Annotated in this window: 18 protein-coding genes; 9 read left to right on the plus strand and 9 right to left on the minus strand. The window is 43.7% G+C overall.

Annotated elements, in window-relative coordinates:
- Positions 1-27 precede the first annotated feature (27 nt).
- The 8 genes from C7457_RS04090 to C7457_RS04125 all read left to right on the plus strand — a co-directional run bounded on the left by C7457_RS04090 (position 28) and on the right by C7457_RS04125 (position 7,524).
- Positions 28-438, plus strand: coding sequence for a PaaI family thioesterase (locus C7457_RS04090; RefSeq protein ID WP_121170252.1), 411 nt, complete (start codon positions 28-30; stop codon positions 436-438).
- Entirely contained in the window at positions 435-1,517 is a 1,083-nt protein-coding gene (locus C7457_RS04095) for a hypothetical protein (protein ID WP_121170254.1), read from the plus strand. The genes C7457_RS04090 and C7457_RS04095 overlap by 4 nt, the downstream gene beginning before the upstream one ends.
- Positions 1,504-2,202, plus strand: a complete 699-nt coding sequence (locus C7457_RS04100) for a YggS family pyridoxal phosphate-dependent enzyme (RefSeq protein WP_121170256.1) — start codon at positions 1,504-1,506, stop codon at positions 2,200-2,202. The genes C7457_RS04095 and C7457_RS04100 overlap by 14 nt, the downstream gene beginning before the upstream one ends.
- A gap of 14 nt (positions 2,203-2,216) precedes the next feature.
- Complete coding sequence (locus C7457_RS04105; RefSeq protein WP_121170258.1) at positions 2,217-3,224, plus strand: 3-dehydroquinate synthase II; 1,008 nt, start codon at positions 2,217-2,219, stop codon at positions 3,222-3,224.
- Between the two features lie 9 nt (positions 3,225-3,233).
- A complete protein-coding gene (locus C7457_RS04110; RefSeq protein ID WP_121170260.1) occupies positions 3,234-3,545 on the plus strand; it encodes a hypothetical protein in 312 nt (103 codons plus the stop codon).
- Between the two features lie 8 nt (positions 3,546-3,553).
- Positions 3,554-4,498: an ADP-glyceromanno-heptose 6-epimerase gene (gene rfaD / locus C7457_RS04115; RefSeq protein ID WP_121170262.1), complete on the plus strand. Its 945-nt coding sequence runs from the start codon at positions 3,554-3,556 to the stop codon at positions 4,496-4,498.
- Positions 4,499-4,597: 99 nt separating this feature from the next.
- Positions 4,598-4,969 (plus strand): heat shock protein transcriptional repressor HspR, encoded by a 372-nt coding sequence (locus C7457_RS04120; RefSeq protein ID WP_121170264.1) that lies wholly within the window; start codon positions 4,598-4,600, stop codon positions 4,967-4,969.
- A 20-nt stretch (positions 4,970-4,989) separates the two neighbouring features.
- Complete coding sequence (locus C7457_RS04125; RefSeq protein WP_121170267.1) at positions 4,990-7,524, plus strand: ATP-dependent Clp protease ATP-binding subunit; 2,535 nt, start codon at positions 4,990-4,992, stop codon at positions 7,522-7,524.
- Between the two features lie 21 nt (positions 7,525-7,545).
- Here the strand turns inward: C7457_RS04125 and C7457_RS04130 are convergent, their stop codons facing one another.
- From C7457_RS04130 to rlmB, 9 genes are all read right to left on the minus strand, one after another.
- Positions 7,546-8,766 (minus strand): EAL domain-containing protein, encoded by a 1,221-nt coding sequence (locus tag C7457_RS04130; RefSeq protein ID WP_121170269.1) that lies wholly within the window; start codon positions 8,764-8,766, stop codon positions 7,546-7,548.
- Positions 8,760-9,968 (minus strand): tryptophan synthase subunit beta, encoded by a 1,209-nt coding sequence (gene trpB / locus C7457_RS04135; RefSeq protein WP_121170271.1) that lies wholly within the window; start codon positions 9,966-9,968, stop codon positions 8,760-8,762. Before trpB ends, C7457_RS04130 begins: the two co-directional genes overlap by 7 nt.
- A 15-nt stretch (positions 9,969-9,983) precedes the next feature.
- Positions 9,984-10,778: a GltB/FmdC/FwdC-like GXGXG domain-containing protein gene (locus tag C7457_RS04140; RefSeq protein WP_121170273.1), complete on the minus strand. Its 795-nt coding sequence runs from the start codon at positions 10,776-10,778 to the stop codon at positions 9,984-9,986.
- An 11-nt stretch (positions 10,779-10,789) separates the two neighbouring features.
- A complete protein-coding gene (locus C7457_RS04145) occupies positions 10,790-11,914 on the minus strand; it encodes a class II glutamine amidotransferase (protein WP_121170275.1) in 1,125 nt (374 codons plus the stop codon).
- Entirely contained in the window at positions 11,914-13,203 is a 1,290-nt protein-coding gene (locus C7457_RS04150) for an NAD(P)/FAD-dependent oxidoreductase (protein WP_121170277.1), read from the minus strand. Before C7457_RS04150 ends, C7457_RS04145 begins: the two co-directional genes overlap by 1 nt.
- Positions 13,204-13,230: 27 nt before the next feature.
- Positions 13,231-13,686, minus strand: a complete 456-nt coding sequence (locus tag C7457_RS04155; protein WP_121170279.1) for a 4Fe-4S dicluster domain-containing protein — start codon at positions 13,684-13,686, stop codon at positions 13,231-13,233.
- 10 nt (positions 13,687-13,696) lie between these two features.
- A complete protein-coding gene (locus tag C7457_RS04160; protein ID WP_121170281.1) occupies positions 13,697-15,214 on the minus strand; it encodes a glutamate synthase-related protein in 1,518 nt (505 codons plus the stop codon).
- Between the two features lie 39 nt (positions 15,215-15,253).
- A complete protein-coding gene (locus C7457_RS04165) occupies positions 15,254-16,876 on the minus strand; it encodes a chloride channel protein (RefSeq protein ID WP_121170283.1) in 1,623 nt (540 codons plus the stop codon).
- A gap of 84 nt (positions 16,877-16,960) precedes the next feature.
- Positions 16,961-17,671, minus strand: a complete 711-nt coding sequence (gene rlmB, locus C7457_RS04170) for a 23S rRNA (guanosine(2251)-2'-O)-methyltransferase RlmB (protein ID WP_211321812.1) — start codon at positions 17,669-17,671, stop codon at positions 16,961-16,963.
- A gap of 51 nt (positions 17,672-17,722) precedes the next feature.
- On the opposite strand from rlmB, the gene C7457_RS08760 reads away from it, so the two are divergent.
- On the plus strand, positions 17,723-17,860 hold the full coding sequence (locus C7457_RS08760) for a hypothetical protein (RefSeq protein WP_170137348.1): 138 nt from the start codon (positions 17,723-17,725) through the stop codon (positions 17,858-17,860).

The raw sequence follows: 17,860 nt of genomic DNA on the forward strand, positions 1-17,860 counted from the left end.
TAATAACTATTTTATAATCAATGTGCAATGAAGGGTGAAGAGCTACTCAGGGATAACTACTGTTTCGTCTGTGGTAAAGAGAACCCAAAGGGAATGCACCTAACCTTTAAGCGCGAAGACGGGAAGGTTTATGCCAGGTTCTCACTTCCTGAGTACTACCAAGGGTACAACAGAGTAATTCACGGAGGCATTATCTCACTCATTCTTGACGAAGCAATGGCTTACCTTCAGAGCTTAAAAGAAAGGTTCTTGACTGGAAAGTTGACTGTAAAGTTTCACACTCCCCTGCTCGTTGAGGAGGAAGTTGAAGTTGAGGCCTGGGTTGAGGAGGAAAGGAAAAGGGTTAAGATAACTAAAGCGGTTATGAAAAAGACAAAAAGCGGCAAAAAAGTCGCCGAAGCTGAAGCCATTATGTTCGTTTTGAAGGAGAAAGAATGAGGAAGTCCCTACTCTTTACACTCCCACTCCTCCTTACAAGCTACAGTGCATTTGGACAGGGAAGTTTAAAAGTTCTAACAGAAGCCATATCTGTAAGGGAAGTACCTAACGGAAACCTAATTGAGACTCTAAATAAAGACCAAGAGCTTCCCCTGAGGAACCTCCTTGGATACTGGGGAAGGAGTGAAGGAGGTTGGTTAAACTGCGACTATACAGACTTTAAACTTCCCCTCTTTAATAAGACTGGAGAAATTGAACTAACCGTTGCAAAAGCCTTAGAAGACGGAGAGAGGATAAAAAAGGGGGACGTTATAGTAGTTTATAGGGAGCTCCCCCAATCAGTAATAGGCGTTTTTAAGGAAGAACCTCTTGAAGTAGGAAAAGATAGAGTTTCAGTTGAGAGAGATACCTTTGACGTAGTAGTAGCCAACTTCCCGATTAAACTCTACGATAGTTTTGGAAATCAGGTTGAAGTAAGGGCTGGAATTCCTCTCCTTAAGAACTCTACAGGTTATCTATTCTCAGGTCACTTCTGGGAGAGGGCTGAGAGGGTAGATAAAAGAGTTGAAGTAAACAGGGAGGAACTCCTCAAAGAAATTAACAGACTTATAGACATATTCAACAGCGTTAAGCTCTCATCCCCCCTAAGCAAGAGGTTAGGCTACTACGTTAAAACTCTACCTGTTAGAAGTGAAGACCTTCAGCTAGAAGAAACCCCTACAGGAACCGGTGCTTTCCTTAAGCTCAGATACCAGTTTATAACTAAAGATGGAAGGAAAATTAGGGGAAGGAAAACAAGGCTCTTCCTAAAACGTTCAAACTTTGAGTTCTGGAAGAAGTTAACGGAGAAACTCTTTAACTCAGGAGTAAACAAGTTCGTTGAGATAGACGTTTACAGGTTTAATGGAAACGGAGGATTTGAAAAGGGTGGATTTGTAGCTTCAAGCTACCACAACTTTAGAGAAGGAAAAATTAAAGACTACGAAAGCTTCGTTGAAAACTCAGAGTCAAACCTTATTGAAGACCTGTGGTTCTTCGCAGACCAAGTTTATGAGAGGTTGGAAGGTGGGGACGATTAAGGAGAACTTAGACAGGATAAGGGAAGAGATAGAGAAGGCTTGTCAGAGGGTCGGAAGGAGCAGTAAAGAGGTGAAGGTTTTGGCTGCAACGAAAACCAGAACTCCGGAGGAAATTTTAGAGGCATACCAAGCCGGAGTTAGACTGTTTGGAGAGAACAGAGTTCAGGAAGCAAGGGAAAAAATACCCCTATTAAGGGATAGAATGCCACAGGCCCAGTGGCACATGATAGGCCACCTTCAGACGAACAAGGTAAAGTACGCTGTAGAGCTCTTTGACTGGATAGAGACTGTGGATAGGAAAGAACTGGTTAATGAGCTTGTAAAGAGGTTAAAGAGGACAGGTAGGGAAAAAGTAAGTACACTTATAGAAGTAAAACTCTCTCCTGAGGAGAGTAAGCACGGCTGTCCTCCAGAAAAGGTTGAGGAGCTCCTCTCGTATACTTTAGAGTTTCCGGAAATTGAAGTTCTCGGATTTATGACGGTTCCACCATACTACGAGGAAGTTGAACTTGTAAGGCCCTTCTTTATAAGGTTAAGAGAAATCAGGGATAGAATGGAGGAAAAGTTTAAAAGGAAGTTTCCAGAGCTCTCAATGGGAATGAGCCACGACTTTGTAGTAGCGGTTGAAGAAGGGGCTACAATTGTAAGAATTGGAACTGCTCTCTTTGGACCCAGGAGATACTAAAGGAGGTTATGAAGATGAAAAAGGAGTTAATAGTAGCTATAGAGAATCCAGAGGATAAGAACGTCATAACTGCTGCTTTAGAGAGTGGAGTCTCTGCAGTCCTTACAACAAAGGAAGGAATCAGTGAAAAGGTTAAGAAGCTAGCAAGGGTAAAGACAATTGCACCTGATGGAGACTTTAAACTGGGGGAGGAGTTCGTAATCGTTGAAATTAAAGGAAAGGAGGACGAAGAAAGGGCTGCACAGCTTTTAAAGCAGGGAAAGAAGGTAATAGTAAAGACCACAGACTGGACGATTATTCCACTTGAAAACCTTTTAGCACAGGGGGATGAGGTTTACGCCTGGGTTAGGAACTCTGAAGAGGCCAAAACAGCCCTCACAATACTTGAAAAGGGAGTAAAAGGAGTAGTCCTTGAAACGAAGGACGTTAACGAGATAAAGGCAACCGGTCAAGCTATAAGTCAGGCAGGAGAGAAAGTAAAGCTTGAAGTTGCAAAAGTAAAGAGAGTTAAACCGATAGGCATGTGTGATAGGGTCTGTATAGACACGTGTTCTAACATGACAAGGGGAGAGGGTGCTCTCGTTGGAAACTCATCTGCTGGAATGTTCTTAGTTCACGCAGAAACAGAGAGCAACCCTTACGTTGCGGCAAGGCCTTTCAGGGTTAATGCTGGAGCTGTCCATATGTACGTAAGACTTCCGGGAGGAAAAACGAAATACCTGGCCGAGATAGAGAGTGGCGATGAGATAATGATTTACAACTACAAAGGAGAGGGAAGAATTGCCTACGTCGGAAGGGCAAAGGTGGAAAAGAGACCTATGCTACTCATAGAGGCAGAAACTAAGGAAGGAAAGAAAGTTAGCGGAATACTCCAAAACGCAGAAACCATAAGGTTAACGAGGCCGGACGGAACCCCGATATCAGTCGTTGAACTTAAAGAAGGAGATGAAGTTTTGGTCTACACAGAAGAGCCTGGAAGACACTTTGGTATGAAAGTAAAAGAGAGCATAGTTGAAAAGTAGAGGTGGAAGATGAGTGACGAGTTCTTCAGAGAGTTAATGGCAGATGCTTTAGGGAAAGACCCTGAAGAGCTAGGAAAAATTTTAGGTGAGCCCCAGAAAATATGCGACGTCTTTGTTCAGAGGGTTTACCTTGATCAGGAACTTAAGCACTTTGAGTGGGGGGTTTCTGTTCTAAGGTTCAACGGAGACGAGCTTGAAGAGAGTGCAACTTACGCCATCTTCCACAGCTGGAACCTTGCAAGAAAGTATGGAAGAGCCCTCAAAGAGTTCTTTGAGAGTAGAGGCTACGAAACCCACCTAAAGGGCGAGCTTGGGGACTAGGAGGTAGTATGAAAGTTTTAGTTACCGGCGGTGCTGGTTTTATAGGTTCCAATTTGATCTTAGAGCTCCAGAGGAGATTTCCAGATTGGGAACTCTTCGTTCTAGACGACTTCTCAAGTGGGAACTTTAAAAACCTTATAGACTTTGAAGGGGAAGTAATAACCGGTTCAATAACAGAACCAGAGACTATAGAGAAGTTAAGGAAGTTAGGACTCAAGGCGATCTTTCACCAAGCTGCAAACGTTAACACAACCGATACGAACCAACGCAGAATGATGGAGGTTAACTGTGAAGCCTTTAAGGAGATATTAAAGGTTGGAAGGGAAGCAGGCGCTCCCGTAATCTACGCCTCCTCTGCAGCAGTCTACGGAAACACATCTCCGCCAATGAAGGTAGACCAAGGACTAAAGCCTGAAAACGTTTATGGCTACTCAAAACTTGCAATGGACAGGGTAGCTTTAAAGTTTATGAGGGAAAACCCCCAAATTCCCGTAGTAGGCTTACGCTACTTCAACGTATACGGCCCCAGGGAAGAGCACAAAGGGAAGATGGCAAGTATGGTCCTACAGCTTACAGTCCAGATACTAAAGGGTAAAAGGCCGAGGCTCTTTAAGTGGGGAGAACAGAAGAGGGACTTTGTTTATGTGGAAGACTGTGTTGAAGCCAACATAAAGGCCTTTGAAAGTGGAAAGAGTGGAATAGTTAACGTAGGTACAGGGAAGGCAAGAAGCTTTAACGAAGTAGTGAAGATAATAAAGGAAACTTTGGAAACAGACGTTGAAACCGATTACTTTGATAACCCCTATGACTTCTACCAGAACTACACTGAAGCCGACTTAATAGAAACAAAGGAAATCCTAAATTGGGTTCCCAAAACCCAGATAGAAGAAGGTATTCCTAAGTACGTAAAGTGGATAAAGGAGAATGTCAACTGGGAAAAGCTCCCCTACTAAAGGGGAATCTGCCCACTCCTTAAAAAATTGTTTTAAGTTAGTTGACATTTTCCTTTAACTAAGATAAATTGATAGTAAAGACCTATAAAGGAGTGGGCGGTGATTGATAAAGATACCCCAGTCTACATGATAAGTATCGTTGCAAAGATTGCTGGGGTCCATCCTCAAACCTTGAGGTTTTACGAAAATGAAGGGCTTATAAAGCCCTCAAGAACCCAAGGAAAGACGAGACTCTATTCGGAAAGGGACCTAGTGAGAATTAAGAGGATCGTCTCCTTAACCAGGGAGAGGGGAGTTAACGTTGCGGGAACCCACGTCATATTAAGGCTTGAAGAGGACCTTGAAAAACTCTTCAGTGCAATGGCTCAATCACTCAGTGAGGAAGCTAGGGAAACAGTCCTTTCCCTGCTAAGAGAGCTAGACTTTGAAGAGCTTGATAGGGAAAAACTTATTGAAATACTAAACAAATAAACTTAAAGAGGAGGAGAGAGATGAACATCTGGGATGTATTAAGTGGAAGGGCTAAAGATGCCATTCTCCTTTCACAGGAAATTGCAAGGCAGCTTGGAGAGAGGTACGTTGATACTGAACACCTCTTACTCGCAATGGTGGAACTTCCTGGTTCACCTATCCTTGACATCCTAACAATTGCAGGGTTTGACCCAGTTAGGGCAAAGAAGTTCATCAGGGAACAGGTAGATAGGGTTGGAAGGCTAGGTTTAACTAGTGGTTACGGTAGCTATGAGGAAATCTACATCACTCCAACAATGAAGAAGGTCTTTGACGCTGCCCTTGACATAGCCCGCCAGATGAAGGCAAGAAGTGTTGACCTTGAACACCTGCTGCTCGCATTCTACGAAGTGCCTGAAAGTATGGCGTACAGAATTCTACTCAAGCTCGGACTTGAGAAGGACGAGGCTGTTAGAGCCGTTAAAAAGTACAGAGAAGGTAGGGCTAAAGTTTCAAGGGAAATTGGAGCAAAGGCCAAAAGGGGTGGTAAACAGTTACCAGAAGTTCTCAGGAAGTTCGGTATTGACTTAACCGGCCTTGCAGAGGAGGGTAAGCTTGACCCAGTAATTGATAGGGAAAACGAAATTAAAAGGGTTATCCAAATACTTTCAAGGAGGACGAAGAACAACCCAGTCCTCGTTGGTCCTGCTGGAGTTGGTAAAACGGCAATCGTTGAAGGGGTTGCCCAGAGGATTGCAAACGGAGAGGTTCCAGAGAACCTCAAGGATAAGAGGATCGTTGCCCTTGATATGGCAGCATTAGTTGCCGGAACTAAGTATAGGGGTGAGTTTGAGGAAAGACTCAAGCAAGTTCTTGATGCAGTTAAGGAAGAGGGCAACATCATACTCTTTATTGACGAACTCCACACAGTTATAGGTGCAGGGGCAGCAGAAGGAAGTATGGATGCTGCAAACATAATGAAGCCAGCCCTCGCAAGGGGTGAAATAAGGGTAATAGGCGCAACTACAACTGATGAGTTTAGGAAGTACATTGAAAAAGACCCTGCACTTGAGAGAAGGTTTGCTCCAGTTTGGGTTGACGAGCCAGATATAGAAACTGCAATTAAAATGCTTAAAGGTCTAAGACCTAAGCTTGAAGAACACCACAACGTTAAGATCACAGACGATGCCATTGAAGCGGCAGTTAAGCTATCTAAGAAGTACATCCAAGGAAGGTACCTTCCTGACAAGGCAATTGACGTACTTGACGAAGCCTGCGCAAGGAAGAAGATAGAGGCCACCTACAGCTCTCCAGAGCTGAGCGAATTTAAGGATAAACTCCACCAGCTCAGGGCTGAACTTGATGAAGCTGTTAAGAAAGAGGAGTTTGATAAAGCCGCAAAGCTTAAGAAGGAGATTAAGCAGATTGAAGAGAAGATCAAGGAGCTTGAAGAGAAGATAGAGAAGAGCAAGGAGACGGGTGAGGAGAAACCTGTTGTAACTGCTGAGGACGTTGCTGAAGTTATATCTGAAATGACTGGAATTCCTGCGTCTAAACTTCAAGAGGAGGAGATTCAGAAACTCCTTAGGATGGAGGAGGAGCTCCATAAGAGGGTAATCGGTCAAGAAAGGGCAATAAAAGCGGTCTCTGAAGCTATAAGGCGTGCAAGGGCAGGCCTTCAACCACCTAATAGACCTCTTGGTTCATTCCTCTTCCTTGGACCAACTGGAGTTGGTAAGACTGAACTTGCCAAGGCACTTGCAGAGTACCTCTTTGGTGACGAGACTGCAATGATCAGACTTGATATGTCTGAGTACATGGAGAAGCACGCAGTATCAAAGCTAATTGGTGCACCTCCAGGATACGTCGGCTACGAGGAGGGTGGACAGCTAACAGAGGCGGTTAGGAGGAAGCCTTACTCAGTTATCCTCCTTGACGAGATTGAAAAGGCTCATCCTGATGTATTTAACATTCTCCTCCAAATCCTTGACGATGGAAGGTTGACAGATGCTAAAGGTAGAACAGTTGACTTTAGCAACACAGTGATAATAATGACCAGCAACGTTGGTTCAGAGTATCTAATGAACTTGTCAAAAGAGGAGTTTGAGAAGAACTACGACAAGATTAAAGAGCAGATTATGGAAGAACTCAAGAAGAGGTTCAGACCTGAGTTCCTCAACAGAATTGACGAAATTATCATCTTCCATCCGTTGGCTGAAGAGGAGATTAAGAGGATCGTCGACCTCCTCATTGCAAAACTCAACAAGAGACTTGAAGAGAGAGGAATTAAGATTAAGCTTACAGAAGAGGCTAAGACTGAGCTTGCCAAGAGAGGTTACATCCCTGAGTTTGGCGCAAGGCCATTAAGAAGAACTATTCAGAGGGAGATTGAGACTCCCCTTTCAGTTAAGATACTTGAGGGTAGCGTAAAAGAGGGCGATACAGTAGTGGTTGACTACGATAAGGAGAAGGGCGAGTTCACCTTTAAAGTTGAAAAGGAGGAGCTTCCTCCCAAAGAGGCAAAGATAAAGACTGAAGGTGAAGAGGAAAATAAAGAGGAAGAAAATGAAAAGTAAGTTTCGGGGGCCTTTGGCCCCTTATTCTATCTCTACCCTAACTTCCTTTGGTTCAGGTTCAGGTTTACCTATAAAGTAACCCTGCCCTAAAGAAACCCCAATTGCTTTCATTAACCTGTAAGTCTCTTCATCTTCTATAAATTCGGCAAGGGACCTTATCCTGAAAGCCCTAGCTACTTCAACTATTGATTTAACAATAGTTAAATCCTTTATATCTTTAGCAGCATTCCTAATGAAGGCTCCATCAATTTTCACAACGTCAGCCGGGAGTTTTTTAAGGTACATGAAGTTAGAGTAACCTGCACCAAAATCGTCTATGGCAATACCAGCATTAAACTCCCTAAACAGGTTAAAAATACTTATAGCTATACCTTCCTGCATCAACTTTTGAGACTCGGTAACTTCAAAAATGACGTTTGAGAGGTCAAGTGAGTAAGTTTTTGCTATCTGAAATATGTTGGTCAACTCTCTAAAGAAGTACTTCATTGACAGGTTAAAGAAAAGTTTATAGGAACCAAAATACTTAATAGCATTTAGGAAAAGTATTTTATCTATCTCAGGAGTCAAAGCCAGAGAATCTGCTACTGAAAAAACGTAATCTCCTCTGAGAACCTCATCGTTGTAGAAAATTCGCGATAGAACTTCATAGCCAAAAACCCGACCAGTTCTGAGAGAAACTATTGGCTGGAAGTAAGGACGAACGCTCTCTTTCCTAATTGCCTCTATGAGCTTTTGCCTTACTTCCCTAAACCGCTTAGTGTCACGAACGACAAAATTTCCGTAAAAGACTATCGTATTTTTACCTTGATATTTAGCTGTATACAGAGCATCTTCAGCCTGAGAGTAAATATCCTGGTATTTATCCTTACCGCTGCTTACTCCACCACTTAAAGTAACCCTTATAAATTCATCTTTAAGTTTGAACTTTATTAAACGAACGTGTTTATTAAAAACCTCTTCAATTCTTACTTTAGGAACGTCATCGTAGAGGACAACTGAGAATTGATTCGCTCCCGTTCTACCGATAAAGAAGTTAGTAAAGTACTTAGAGAAAGTCCTTTTAATGTGGCTACCTGTAGCCTTTATTACAGAATCACCGATACGGTATCCGTGGGCGAAGTTAACAAACCTAAAGTCGTCTATATCAAAAATGGCAATAATTACACCGGTGCCAAGGTTTATTTCCTTAAGGTGAGAGAAAAAGGCCTTCCTTGAGGGAAGCTGAGTTATCTCATCTAACATAGACGCATATCCCTGTTTTCCTCAAGTAAATCTCTAACCTGACTTACGTCTTTATCTCCTCTTCCTGATAAATTAATTATTACAGTCTTGTCCTTTAACCTATCAGCGTTCTTTATAACCCACGCTACAGCATGGGAGCTCTCAAGGGCTGGTATTATCCCTTCAGTCCTTGAGAGAATCTGAAAGGCCTTTACCGCCTCCTCATCTGTAACAGCATCGTACTTTGCCCTGCCTATCTCCTTTAATAGAGAGTGTTCGGGGCCAACTCCCGGGTAGTCAAGACCGGCAGAAACAGAGTGAGTAGGAGTAACCTGACCGTCTTCATTCTGAAGGAGGTATGACTTAGCGCCGTGAAAGACTCCAACCTTTCCTGCACAGAGAGTAGCAGCGTGTTTTCCTGTATCTATTCCGTAACCTCCTGCCTCAACGCCAATAAGCTCAACTTCCTCGTCCTCAATAAACGGATAGAAAATTCCTATAGCGTTACTTCCACCACCAACGCAGGCAACTATAACGTTTGGAAGACTTCCAGTCTCCCTTAAAATCTGCTCCTTTGCTTCCTTTCCTATAACGGACTGGAAGTCCCTAACAATCATGGGGTAAGGGTGAGGGCCTACAACCGAACCGATTATGTAGTGAGTTGTCCTTACGTTTGTAACCCAGTCCCTAATAGCCTCGTTAACTGCGTCTTTTAAAGTCCTGCTTCCGCTCTTTACAACCTCAACTTTGGCTCCCAGGAGCTCCATCCTAAAAACGTTTAAAGCCTGCCTTTGAACGTCCTCCTCACCCATATAGACTATACACTCTAGGCCAAGGAAAGCACAGGCGGTAGCAGTGGCAACTCCGTGCTGTCCCGCACCGGTCTCGGCAATAATCCTCTTCTTCCCCATCCTCTTTGCAAGGAGGGCCTGCCCAAGGGCGTTGTTAATCTTATGGGCACCGGTGTGGTTTAAGTCTTCCCTCTTAAGGAACACCTTAATTCCGTTTCCAAGGTATTCCGAAAAACGCCTTGCAAACTGTAAAGGAGTGGGACGCCCTACGTAAGTTGAAAGGAGTTCCTTAAACTCTCTCTGGAAGTCCTCGTCTTCTTTTATCTCAAGGTACTTTCTCTCAAGCTCTCCAAGAGCAGCCATAAGAGTCTCAGGGACATACTTTCCACCGAAAATCCCGTACTTCCCTCTCTCATCAGGATATCTATACAAACTCTCCTCCTAAAGTTACTTAATTAGTCCTGCGGCAATACCCCACCTGTGGGCATACAACCTTCCGTAAGGCCTTGCACTAACGGGAACAATTTTTGTAAAAGGTTCGCTTAAGATCTCGTCCAAAGGTATACTGAAGGCTTCTGAAAAACCTTTGAGCTCCTGAGTTAAAAGTTCCCTATCCTTTGAATCAAGCTCAAAGACTTTTACCTCTTTACCGAGGTAACGCTTAGGAACTTCTCCTCTAACGAAAATTACGCCGCCGTGCATTCCAGTAGCACAGTAGTCTCCAACTATATCCTCTCCGGGCTTTCTGTTAAGACCCAGGAGAATGAGAATCCCTCCGGCCATATACTCACCGAAGAAGTTTCCGGCTTTACCGCCAACTATAAATGTAGGAACAAGGTCTTTATAACCTTTCATGTGAATTCCAACCCTATATCCAACGTCTCCCTCTATGTAAACCTTTCCTCCCCTCATACCGTAACCACACACGTCCCCGGCGTGGCCTCTAACTACAATTTTCCCTTCTCTCATAGTGTTACCAACGCCATCTTGAGCATTGCCGAAAACTTCAATTTCAGGACCGTAGAGGAATATTCCAAGGTCGTTACCTGCCGTTCCGTAAAGGTCAATTTTTACCTTTTCCCTTATTCCCGTTCCTATGTAACGCTGACCGCAGACATCTTTAAGGATTACCTTTTCAGCTCCTCTTGAAACGAGCTCTTTTACTTTAGAGTTAACTTCTCTATAGTGGGCAGTTCCACAAACTATCTCATAAACTCTTTCATCAATCTGCTTAACTTCCATATCTCAACCCCTTAAGCAGGATAACATACATCTTCCTCTTTACAGTGGTTTAAAAGAGCTATTACAGGCTCTCCTGCCTTTGGCATCCAAACCCTGTCAGGTTCAGGACAAATGATTCTAATAGCGGACTCTTCGCTGGCCATGTAGACTGTATCCCCTTTCTCAGCTGCAACGAAAGGACGGAGTTTAATCCTATCGTTAAATCCGATAACTCCATCTTTAAAAGCAAAGAGCATTGCAAAGGGACCGTTAAGCATTGCAGAGGAGTAAACCGTCCTTATCATTTTTGCCATAGTGTAAATTTTCTCCATTCCGATCTCTCTGTAGTGCTCTATATCCTTCCAGAAAGGAGAGGCCATAGCCATAAAGACTGCCCTTATGGGCAGTCTATGTTTCCTAAAGAGAAGGTCAAAGAGGTAGGCTGCAACTTCAGTATCCGTTAAGAGGGTACACTTATACCCGTACATCTCAACGTAGCGTTTGTTCGTTCCGTACGAAGTTATCTCTCCATTGTGAACTATAGCCCAATCAAGGAGAGTAAAGGGGTGAGCTCCTCCCCACCAGCCGGGAGTGTTAGTAGGGAAGCGTGTATGGGCAAGCCAAATGTATCCTTTATACTCCTTTATCTCAAAGAAATCTCCAATTTCGTCAGGATGGCCTACTCCTTTAAAGGCCCCCATGTTCTTACCGCTTGAGATAACGTAAGCCCCTTTGACTTTCTCGTTTATAGTCATTACTACTCTAACTACAAGGTCTTCTTCAGTCTCCATAGGAAGTTTCGCATCTTCCTTCGGCTCAACGAAGTAGCGGTAGAAAACGGGAGGTTTTGTTTTCTTATACAGAGAAGGAACGCTCTTTGTAGGTATCATTTCACTCTTTACAATCTTAAATGAGCGGCTAAGAACTGCATTAACTTCAGACTCACAGTCAATATCATCAAGCATAACGTGAAAGGCGTAAAACTCCTTCATATCCGGGTAAATTCCGTAGGCAGCGTAACCTGCCCCCATTCCGTTTCCACGCTCTTTCATTGAAGAGATGGACTCATATATAAACTTACCGCTTATGGCCTCTCCGTTCCTATTGACTATCCCTGAAAGACCACAGCCGGACATCTCAGAGTAACAGCAAGCCATTATACAGCCCTCCAGTCCTTATAGGCGGTTTTATCGTTCTTTAACTTCTCCTCCCGCCACCACTGGGGAAGGTCAACAAGTCCAAAGTCAAGCTCAATTAACCTCTCTTTAAACTCAGAAACGTCTATTTTCTGGCGAATAAGGTTCGTTAAGATTCCAACCCTGTCAATCTGGCCAACGGCGACAAAACCGACCAAGTTGCTATCCTTGATTACTGCTTTCCTATAAAAACCCTTGTCATCAAACCTATCGTTTACTAAAACTTCGTAAGATGAATCGGGAGGATTAACTATTCCTGCGTTTAGAACGGGAACTGGAAGGAACTTTAAGGAGTTAAGAGGGAGCCCTCCTAAGTACTTCATCCTCTTTCCTGCCATATTCAGACCTGCAACAAATCCCTGCTCAAAGGCAAGGGGAAAGAGGGGAAGGGGTTTCTTCTTACCGTCGGTTACGTCAAGGCACTCTACACAATCACCGGAAGCAAATATATCTTTAACTGAGGTTTCCATGTGGTCGTCTGTTTCAATTCCTAAGTTAACCTTTACTCCTGCAGTTTGTGCAAGCTCCGTATTTGGACGAACTCCAACAGCAACAACAACTGCTCCTGCCTTTAAGACCCTACCGCTACCAAGTTTAACGCCCGATACTTTCTCATCTCCCAAAATCTCAGAAACGCTGTCCTTAAAGATAAACTCTACTCCTTCCTCTCTTAAAAGTTTCTCAACAATCTCCGAACCCTTTTTGTCAATAGCCCTTGCAAGAGCTCTTTCAAGGAGTTCAACGACGGTTACCTTAATGCCCAACTTCGCAAGGAAGTATGCTACTTCAAGTCCTATAAAACCTGAACCTACTATTACAACTTCCTCTAAGCCGTTTTCCTTTATGTAGTTCTTAAAGGAGAGGGCTGAAGAGAGCTCTGTAAAAGTAAAAACGCCCTTCTTATCTACCCCGGAGATTGGAGGAATAAAGGGCTTAGCCCCTGTTGATATGAGGAGTTTATCGTAAGGAACCGTCTCCTCTGAATCAAGAACTACAACCTTTGAGTCAGTGTTAATTTCGACTGCCCTGTGGCCTAAAACTAGCTCAACATTATTACTCTTAAAGAAGTCCTCATCCCTGTAGATTAACTTATCTTCAGGTATATCAACCAGAACATCGGCAATCATCGGCTTTGAGTAGCAGGAGCTCTCATAGGAGATAACAGTTATGGGAGATTCTCTATCAACTTTCCTTATTCCAGTTATACAACCTACCGCAGCAGCGCTGTTACCAACAATGACGTACTTCATAAAGCACCTCTCGCTATTTACTCTTTTCTACCTCTCAAAGTCGTATACGAGAGCTCTGTTAGGGCAAGCCTCAACACAGGCTGGAAATCCTCTATCTTTACAGAGGTCGCACTTAAACGAGTGCCCCTTCTCCTCAGTTATGTACGGATGGGCTGCTCCAAAGGGACAGACTAAAACGCAGTTCCAACAGCCGACACACTTTTCCTCATCAAGGTAAACCTGTCCCTTCTCCCCAACTTGAATTGCACCGGATATGCATGAATCAAAGCAGAAAGGATGCTTACAGTGACGGCACATAACAGATAGAGAAACAGCACCCTTTACCTCTACAGTTGCACGGGGAAGGAGATTTTCAAGCTTATAGGCCTTAAGTGGGTCTTTGGACTTACTGTGAACCATAGTGCACGCCACTTCACAGTAGCGACAGGAGATACAGTTTTCTTCTATTGGATAGACCTTCTTTAGCTTCCTCTTATTTCCCATCTTCTGACCCCTACATTCCTGCCGGCAGAACGCCGAGGATTTTGTTTTCCTGCTCTGTTAAGCCCCAGCTCCTAAGCCTGAGCCTATTACCTCTAATTGACTCAATCGCGTTTATACCCATAGCTCCTAGGAGCTCCTTAATATCGTGAGCCCAGGCCCTTAGTAGGTTATAGAGGTTCTCAGCAACTATATCCGGATTGAGCCTCTTTGCAAGCTTTGGATCGTTTGTAGTAATTCCCCAAGCACACTTACCGGTGTGACACTGCTGACACTGAGTACAACCGGCAGCTAGCTTAGCAACAGTTCCTATATAAACAGCGTCGGCTCCAAGAGCCACTGCCTTTAAAACGTCAACCGCGCTTCTGAAACCTCCGGCTGCTATGAGGGAGACTTCATTCCTTAAACCTTCCTTCCTAAGTCTATCGTCAACAGCAGCGATGGCAAGCTCTATAGGAATACCTACGTGGTCCCTTAAGGACTTGGGAGTAGCTCCAGTTCCACCCCTTACACCGTCAATAACTATTGCATCAGCTCCAGCATGGGCAATTCCGCAGGCAATTGCAGCCACGTTGTGGACTGCAGCAATCTTTACAAAGACCGGCCTTTCGTAGTTGGTTGCCTCCTTAAGGGCGTAAATAAGCTGACGTAGGTCTTCAATTGAGTAGATGTCGTGGTGAGGTGCAGGTGATATTGCATCAGAACCTACAGGTATCATACGGGTCTGGGCAATACCTTCGTTAACCTTCTCTCCGGGAAGGTGTCCACCGATACCGGGTTTTGCCCCTTGACCGATCTTTATCTCAATAGCTGCAGAAGTTTCAAGGTAGTCAATGTCAACTCCGAAACGACCTGAAGCAACCTGAACTATAGTGCAGTCTTTAAACTCCCTTAAAGACTTGTGAAGGCCACCTTCACCGGTGTTCCAGTAAGTTCCAAACTCCCTTGCAGCAGTTGCCATAGCCTTTTGAAGGTTCAGGTTAATGGAACCGTAGCTCATCGCAGAGAAGAGGACGGGTATCTCAAGCTTAAGCTGCTTCCCTATCGTAGTCTTTATTGAGACGCCGTCAGAGTCAAACTGGAGCTGGTCTGTTTTACGGCCTATGAAAGTCTTGAGTTCCATAGGTTCCCTTAACGGGTCAATTGGAGGGTTTGTAACTTGACAGGCATCAAGGAGTAAATGGTCAAAGTAGTTCTTTACGGGCTTATCGTTTCCGGTTGAAGTTAGAATTATCGCTCCTGTCAACATCTGAACGTGAATATCCCTTATTGCCTCAGCAGTCCAGTTGGCATCGGGGTGAAAGGTTGAAGGATTCTTTACAACCTTAATTGCATCTGTTGGACAGAAAGCTTCACACCTCTTACAGTTTACACAGTTCTCATTCCGGTTCATCACCATGTTAAGGTCCTCGTCAAAGTAGGTGGCATCAAAGGAGCACTGGTCAACACAGGATTTACACCTTACACACTTGTAGTCGTCCCTTAGAACCATAAAGGGATAGAAAGCTACCTGAGGTTTTTTAAAAAGCATCTTACACCCCCAGAAGTGGTAAAAGGTATTCTACTACACTTACTTCCTGAAGGTAAGGGCCTTTAAGAAGTCATCACAGCTAAACATCCCAACGTAAGACCTATCCCTCTCAACTACTGGAATTTTACCTCTGTCAAGGAGGGATATGGCCTTTATAAGGTCAGAAAGGGAAGAGTCCTTGTAGATAAAGAAAGGTTCACTGGTCATAACGTCCCTTACTTTAAGGTCCTCTCCAAAGAAGAGGGTTAACCTCAAATCCCTCACAGAGACGATTCCTACCAAACGGTTGTCATCGTTAACAACAGGAATGTACCTCTCTGCCTCCTTTAAAAACCTTTCCTTTAAGAGGGATACTGGAGAGCTCTCATTAACAGGCTCAACAAAGGTTACAAACTTACCAATGGAAACCTCTTTGACAGGGAAAAGTTTTTCTACATCAATACCCTTATGGTAAAGGGTTCTCTTAAAGAACCTTACTTGGGAGAAAGCTCCCAAAAAGTAGTTGGTAAACGCACTAGTAAAAAGTATTGGAACTATTAGTTGATAACTGTGAGTTAGCTCAACTATAATGAGGGAGGAACGGAGGGGAGCCCCAGAGATACCGGTTAGAAATGCAGCGGCTCCTGCAAGGGCAAAAGCTCCGGGAGTGGAAGAGATGAAGGAGCCTACCGAAAAACCTCCAAAGGCTCCGATAAAAATTGCCGGAGCCATAAACCCTCCAAAGACCCCACTCCCAAAAGTAAGACAAACTGCAAGGGCCTTAATAAAGGCAATCTCACCGGCCTTCTCGGGAGAGTAGGCCCCTTTAAAGAGTAAAGTTACCTGTTCGTATCCGACTCCGACAGTCTGAGGGAACATCCACAGGAGAAAACCTACCAAAAGGCCACAAGTTATAACGGCAAAGTACCAGTAGTCCTTAAGGGAAGAGCGTAAATAGGTAAAGAATTTAAGGAGGTTGAGAATTAAAAGGACAGAAGCAGCAGCCAAAACAGACACTACGAGGAAAAGGGGAAGTTCGGAGGAGTCGTAAGAGAGGTGAGGCACCCAAAAAGCCCTAAAGTCTCCCAAGAAGTAACGGGCAACGACGGTTGCCGTAGCTGATGAGACAATTAAAGGGATGAGTATGTAGCTGTTGATTTTACCCAGTACTACCTCTGCACCAAAGAGCACGGCAGCTACCGGAGCGTTAAAGGTTGCCGAGAGGGCAGAAGAGATACCGCAGGTAAGGTAGATGGGAAAGTGAAGGCCATCAACCTTCAGCACTTTATTAACCAGTTCTGCTAAAACTCCTCCCAGCTTTGCAATAGGACCCTCTCTTCCGACTGGAGCTCCAAAACCGATGTTAAAGGAGGTAAAACCGAGAATTAAAAGACCTTTCTTCGGGTCAAACCCTCCCCTCTCAAGGGCAACCTTCCTGGCTATCTCATCAATAGTAACGTTCTCTGGAGAAACTAGGAGTTTCCTTGAAATTAGGAAAGTTATCGAGAAGATGATAGGTATAACAAAAGGGTAGTAAGCGGGCGATCCAAAAGAACTGTTAAATAGGGAATTAAAAAGGGAAATAAGAGCCCTAAAAAGAAAGGCAGAAAGGCCTCCCAGTAAACCTAAAAGTACCGGAATTAGAAAAAAGTGCCTTAAGTTCTGTTTAACTTGACTAATCAAAGTTTTACTATTTTAACAAAAAACACAAATATCCAGCTAAATCTCCTGGAATTCTCTCTTTTCCTGTTCACATACAAAAACACCTTAACGCCTAAAGAGCTCCCAAACGGCAATTGCACAGGAAACGGAAACGTTTAGGGAAGGAGTCTTTCCAACAGTTGGGATAGTAGCTACTTCATCTGAAATACTTAAGAGCTCCTCCCCAATCCCTCTCCCTTCAGAACCCATAATCAAGCATAGGGGTCTCCTAAACTCCACGCTCCTAATATCCTTTCCTCCAGTTTCAACAGAGTAAACCCTTCCTCCTTGACTTTTAAACTTTAAGAGCGATGAACTTAAATTCTCAACTCTAACAACCTTTAGGTGGAAAAGGGAACCTGATGAAGCCTTTAGGGCCACTTCGTTTAAAGGTGCACTTCCCTTTTCAGGTAAAAGGAGTCCAACACCTCCAAAACTTTCAACAGTCCTTGCAATTGTTCCAAGGTTCTGGGGCTCTGTTACTCCATCAAGGGCAACGAAGAAAGAGTTTTTCTTTAGAGTATCCCTAAAGAGCTCCTGTTCTGAGGAATACTCAATAGGTGACAAAAGGGCAACAATCCCTTGATGTTTCTCCTTACCTACAAGTTTCCTTAACTGCTCTTTCTTCGCCCACTGATACTTTACTCCCCTTTCTTTTAGGAAGTTCAGAAACTCAGGTTCAAAGAACTTTCCGTACTGAAGGTAAACTTTCTCAACAGACCTACCAGATTTTAAAGCCTCAACAACCGCATTCTTACCGTAGATTTTCAGTTCCAAAAGTACCTCCTTAGGTGTTATAAATTCTAATTTTCCTATAGAATTACTATTATGAAGGTAAGAGTCAAAAGTTTAATTGAGAAGATAAGAAAAATCCCCAAGAGGAAACTGATAGCGATCTCCATTTCCATTAAGGTTATTGAGGTTGCAGTATCAACCTACATTTTAAAGAAATTCTTCCTTAACTGA

It is taken from the genome of Thermovibrio guaymasensis (assembly GCF_003633715.1).
Lineage (GTDB): Bacteria > Aquificota > Aquificia > Desulfurobacteriales > Desulfurobacteriaceae > Thermovibrio > Thermovibrio guaymasensis.

What these genes read in the sequence shown, in the direction of transcription:
- C7457_RS04140 (WP_121170273.1), bottom strand. Translation starts at nt 10,778, where the DNA reads ATGGAAGTTAAGCAGATTGATGAAAGAGTTTATGAGATAGTTTGTGGA.
- C7457_RS04155 (WP_121170279.1), bottom strand. Translation starts at nt 13,686, where the DNA reads ATGGGAAATAAGAGGAAGCTAAAGAAGGTCTATCCAATAGAAGAAAAC.
- C7457_RS04130 (WP_121170269.1), bottom strand. Translation starts at nt 8,766, where the DNA reads ATGTTAGATGAGATAACTCAGCTTCCCTCAAGGAAGGCCTTTTTCTCT.
- C7457_RS04110 (WP_121170260.1), top strand. Translation starts at nt 3,234, where the DNA reads ATGAGTGACGAGTTCTTCAGAGAGTTAATGGCAGATGCTTTAGGGAAA.
- C7457_RS04160 (WP_121170281.1), bottom strand. Translation starts at nt 15,214, where the DNA reads ATGCTTTTTAAAAAACCTCAGGTAGCTTTCTATCCCTTTATGGTTCTA.
- C7457_RS04095 (WP_121170254.1), top strand. Translation starts at nt 435, where the DNA reads ATGAGGAAGTCCCTACTCTTTACACTCCCACTCCTCCTTACAAGCTAC.
- C7457_RS04150 (WP_121170277.1), bottom strand. Translation starts at nt 13,203, where the DNA reads ATGAAGTACGTCATTGTTGGTAACAGCGCTGCTGCGGTAGGTTGTATA.
- C7457_RS04145 (WP_121170275.1), bottom strand. Translation starts at nt 11,914, where the DNA reads ATGGCTTGCTGTTACTCTGAGATGTCCGGCTGTGGTCTTTCAGGGATA.
- C7457_RS04105 (WP_121170258.1), top strand. Translation starts at nt 2,217, where the DNA reads ATGAAAAAGGAGTTAATAGTAGCTATAGAGAATCCAGAGGATAAGAAC.
- C7457_RS04090 (WP_121170252.1), top strand. Translation starts at nt 28, where the DNA reads ATGAAGGGTGAAGAGCTACTCAGGGATAACTACTGTTTCGTCTGTGGT.
- rfaD (WP_121170262.1), top strand. Translation starts at nt 3,554, where the DNA reads ATGAAAGTTTTAGTTACCGGCGGTGCTGGTTTTATAGGTTCCAATTTG.
- C7457_RS04125 (WP_121170267.1), top strand. Translation starts at nt 4,990, where the DNA reads ATGAACATCTGGGATGTATTAAGTGGAAGGGCTAAAGATGCCATTCTC.
- C7457_RS08760 (WP_170137348.1), top strand. Translation starts at nt 17,723, where the DNA reads ATGAAGGTAAGAGTCAAAAGTTTAATTGAGAAGATAAGAAAAATCCCC.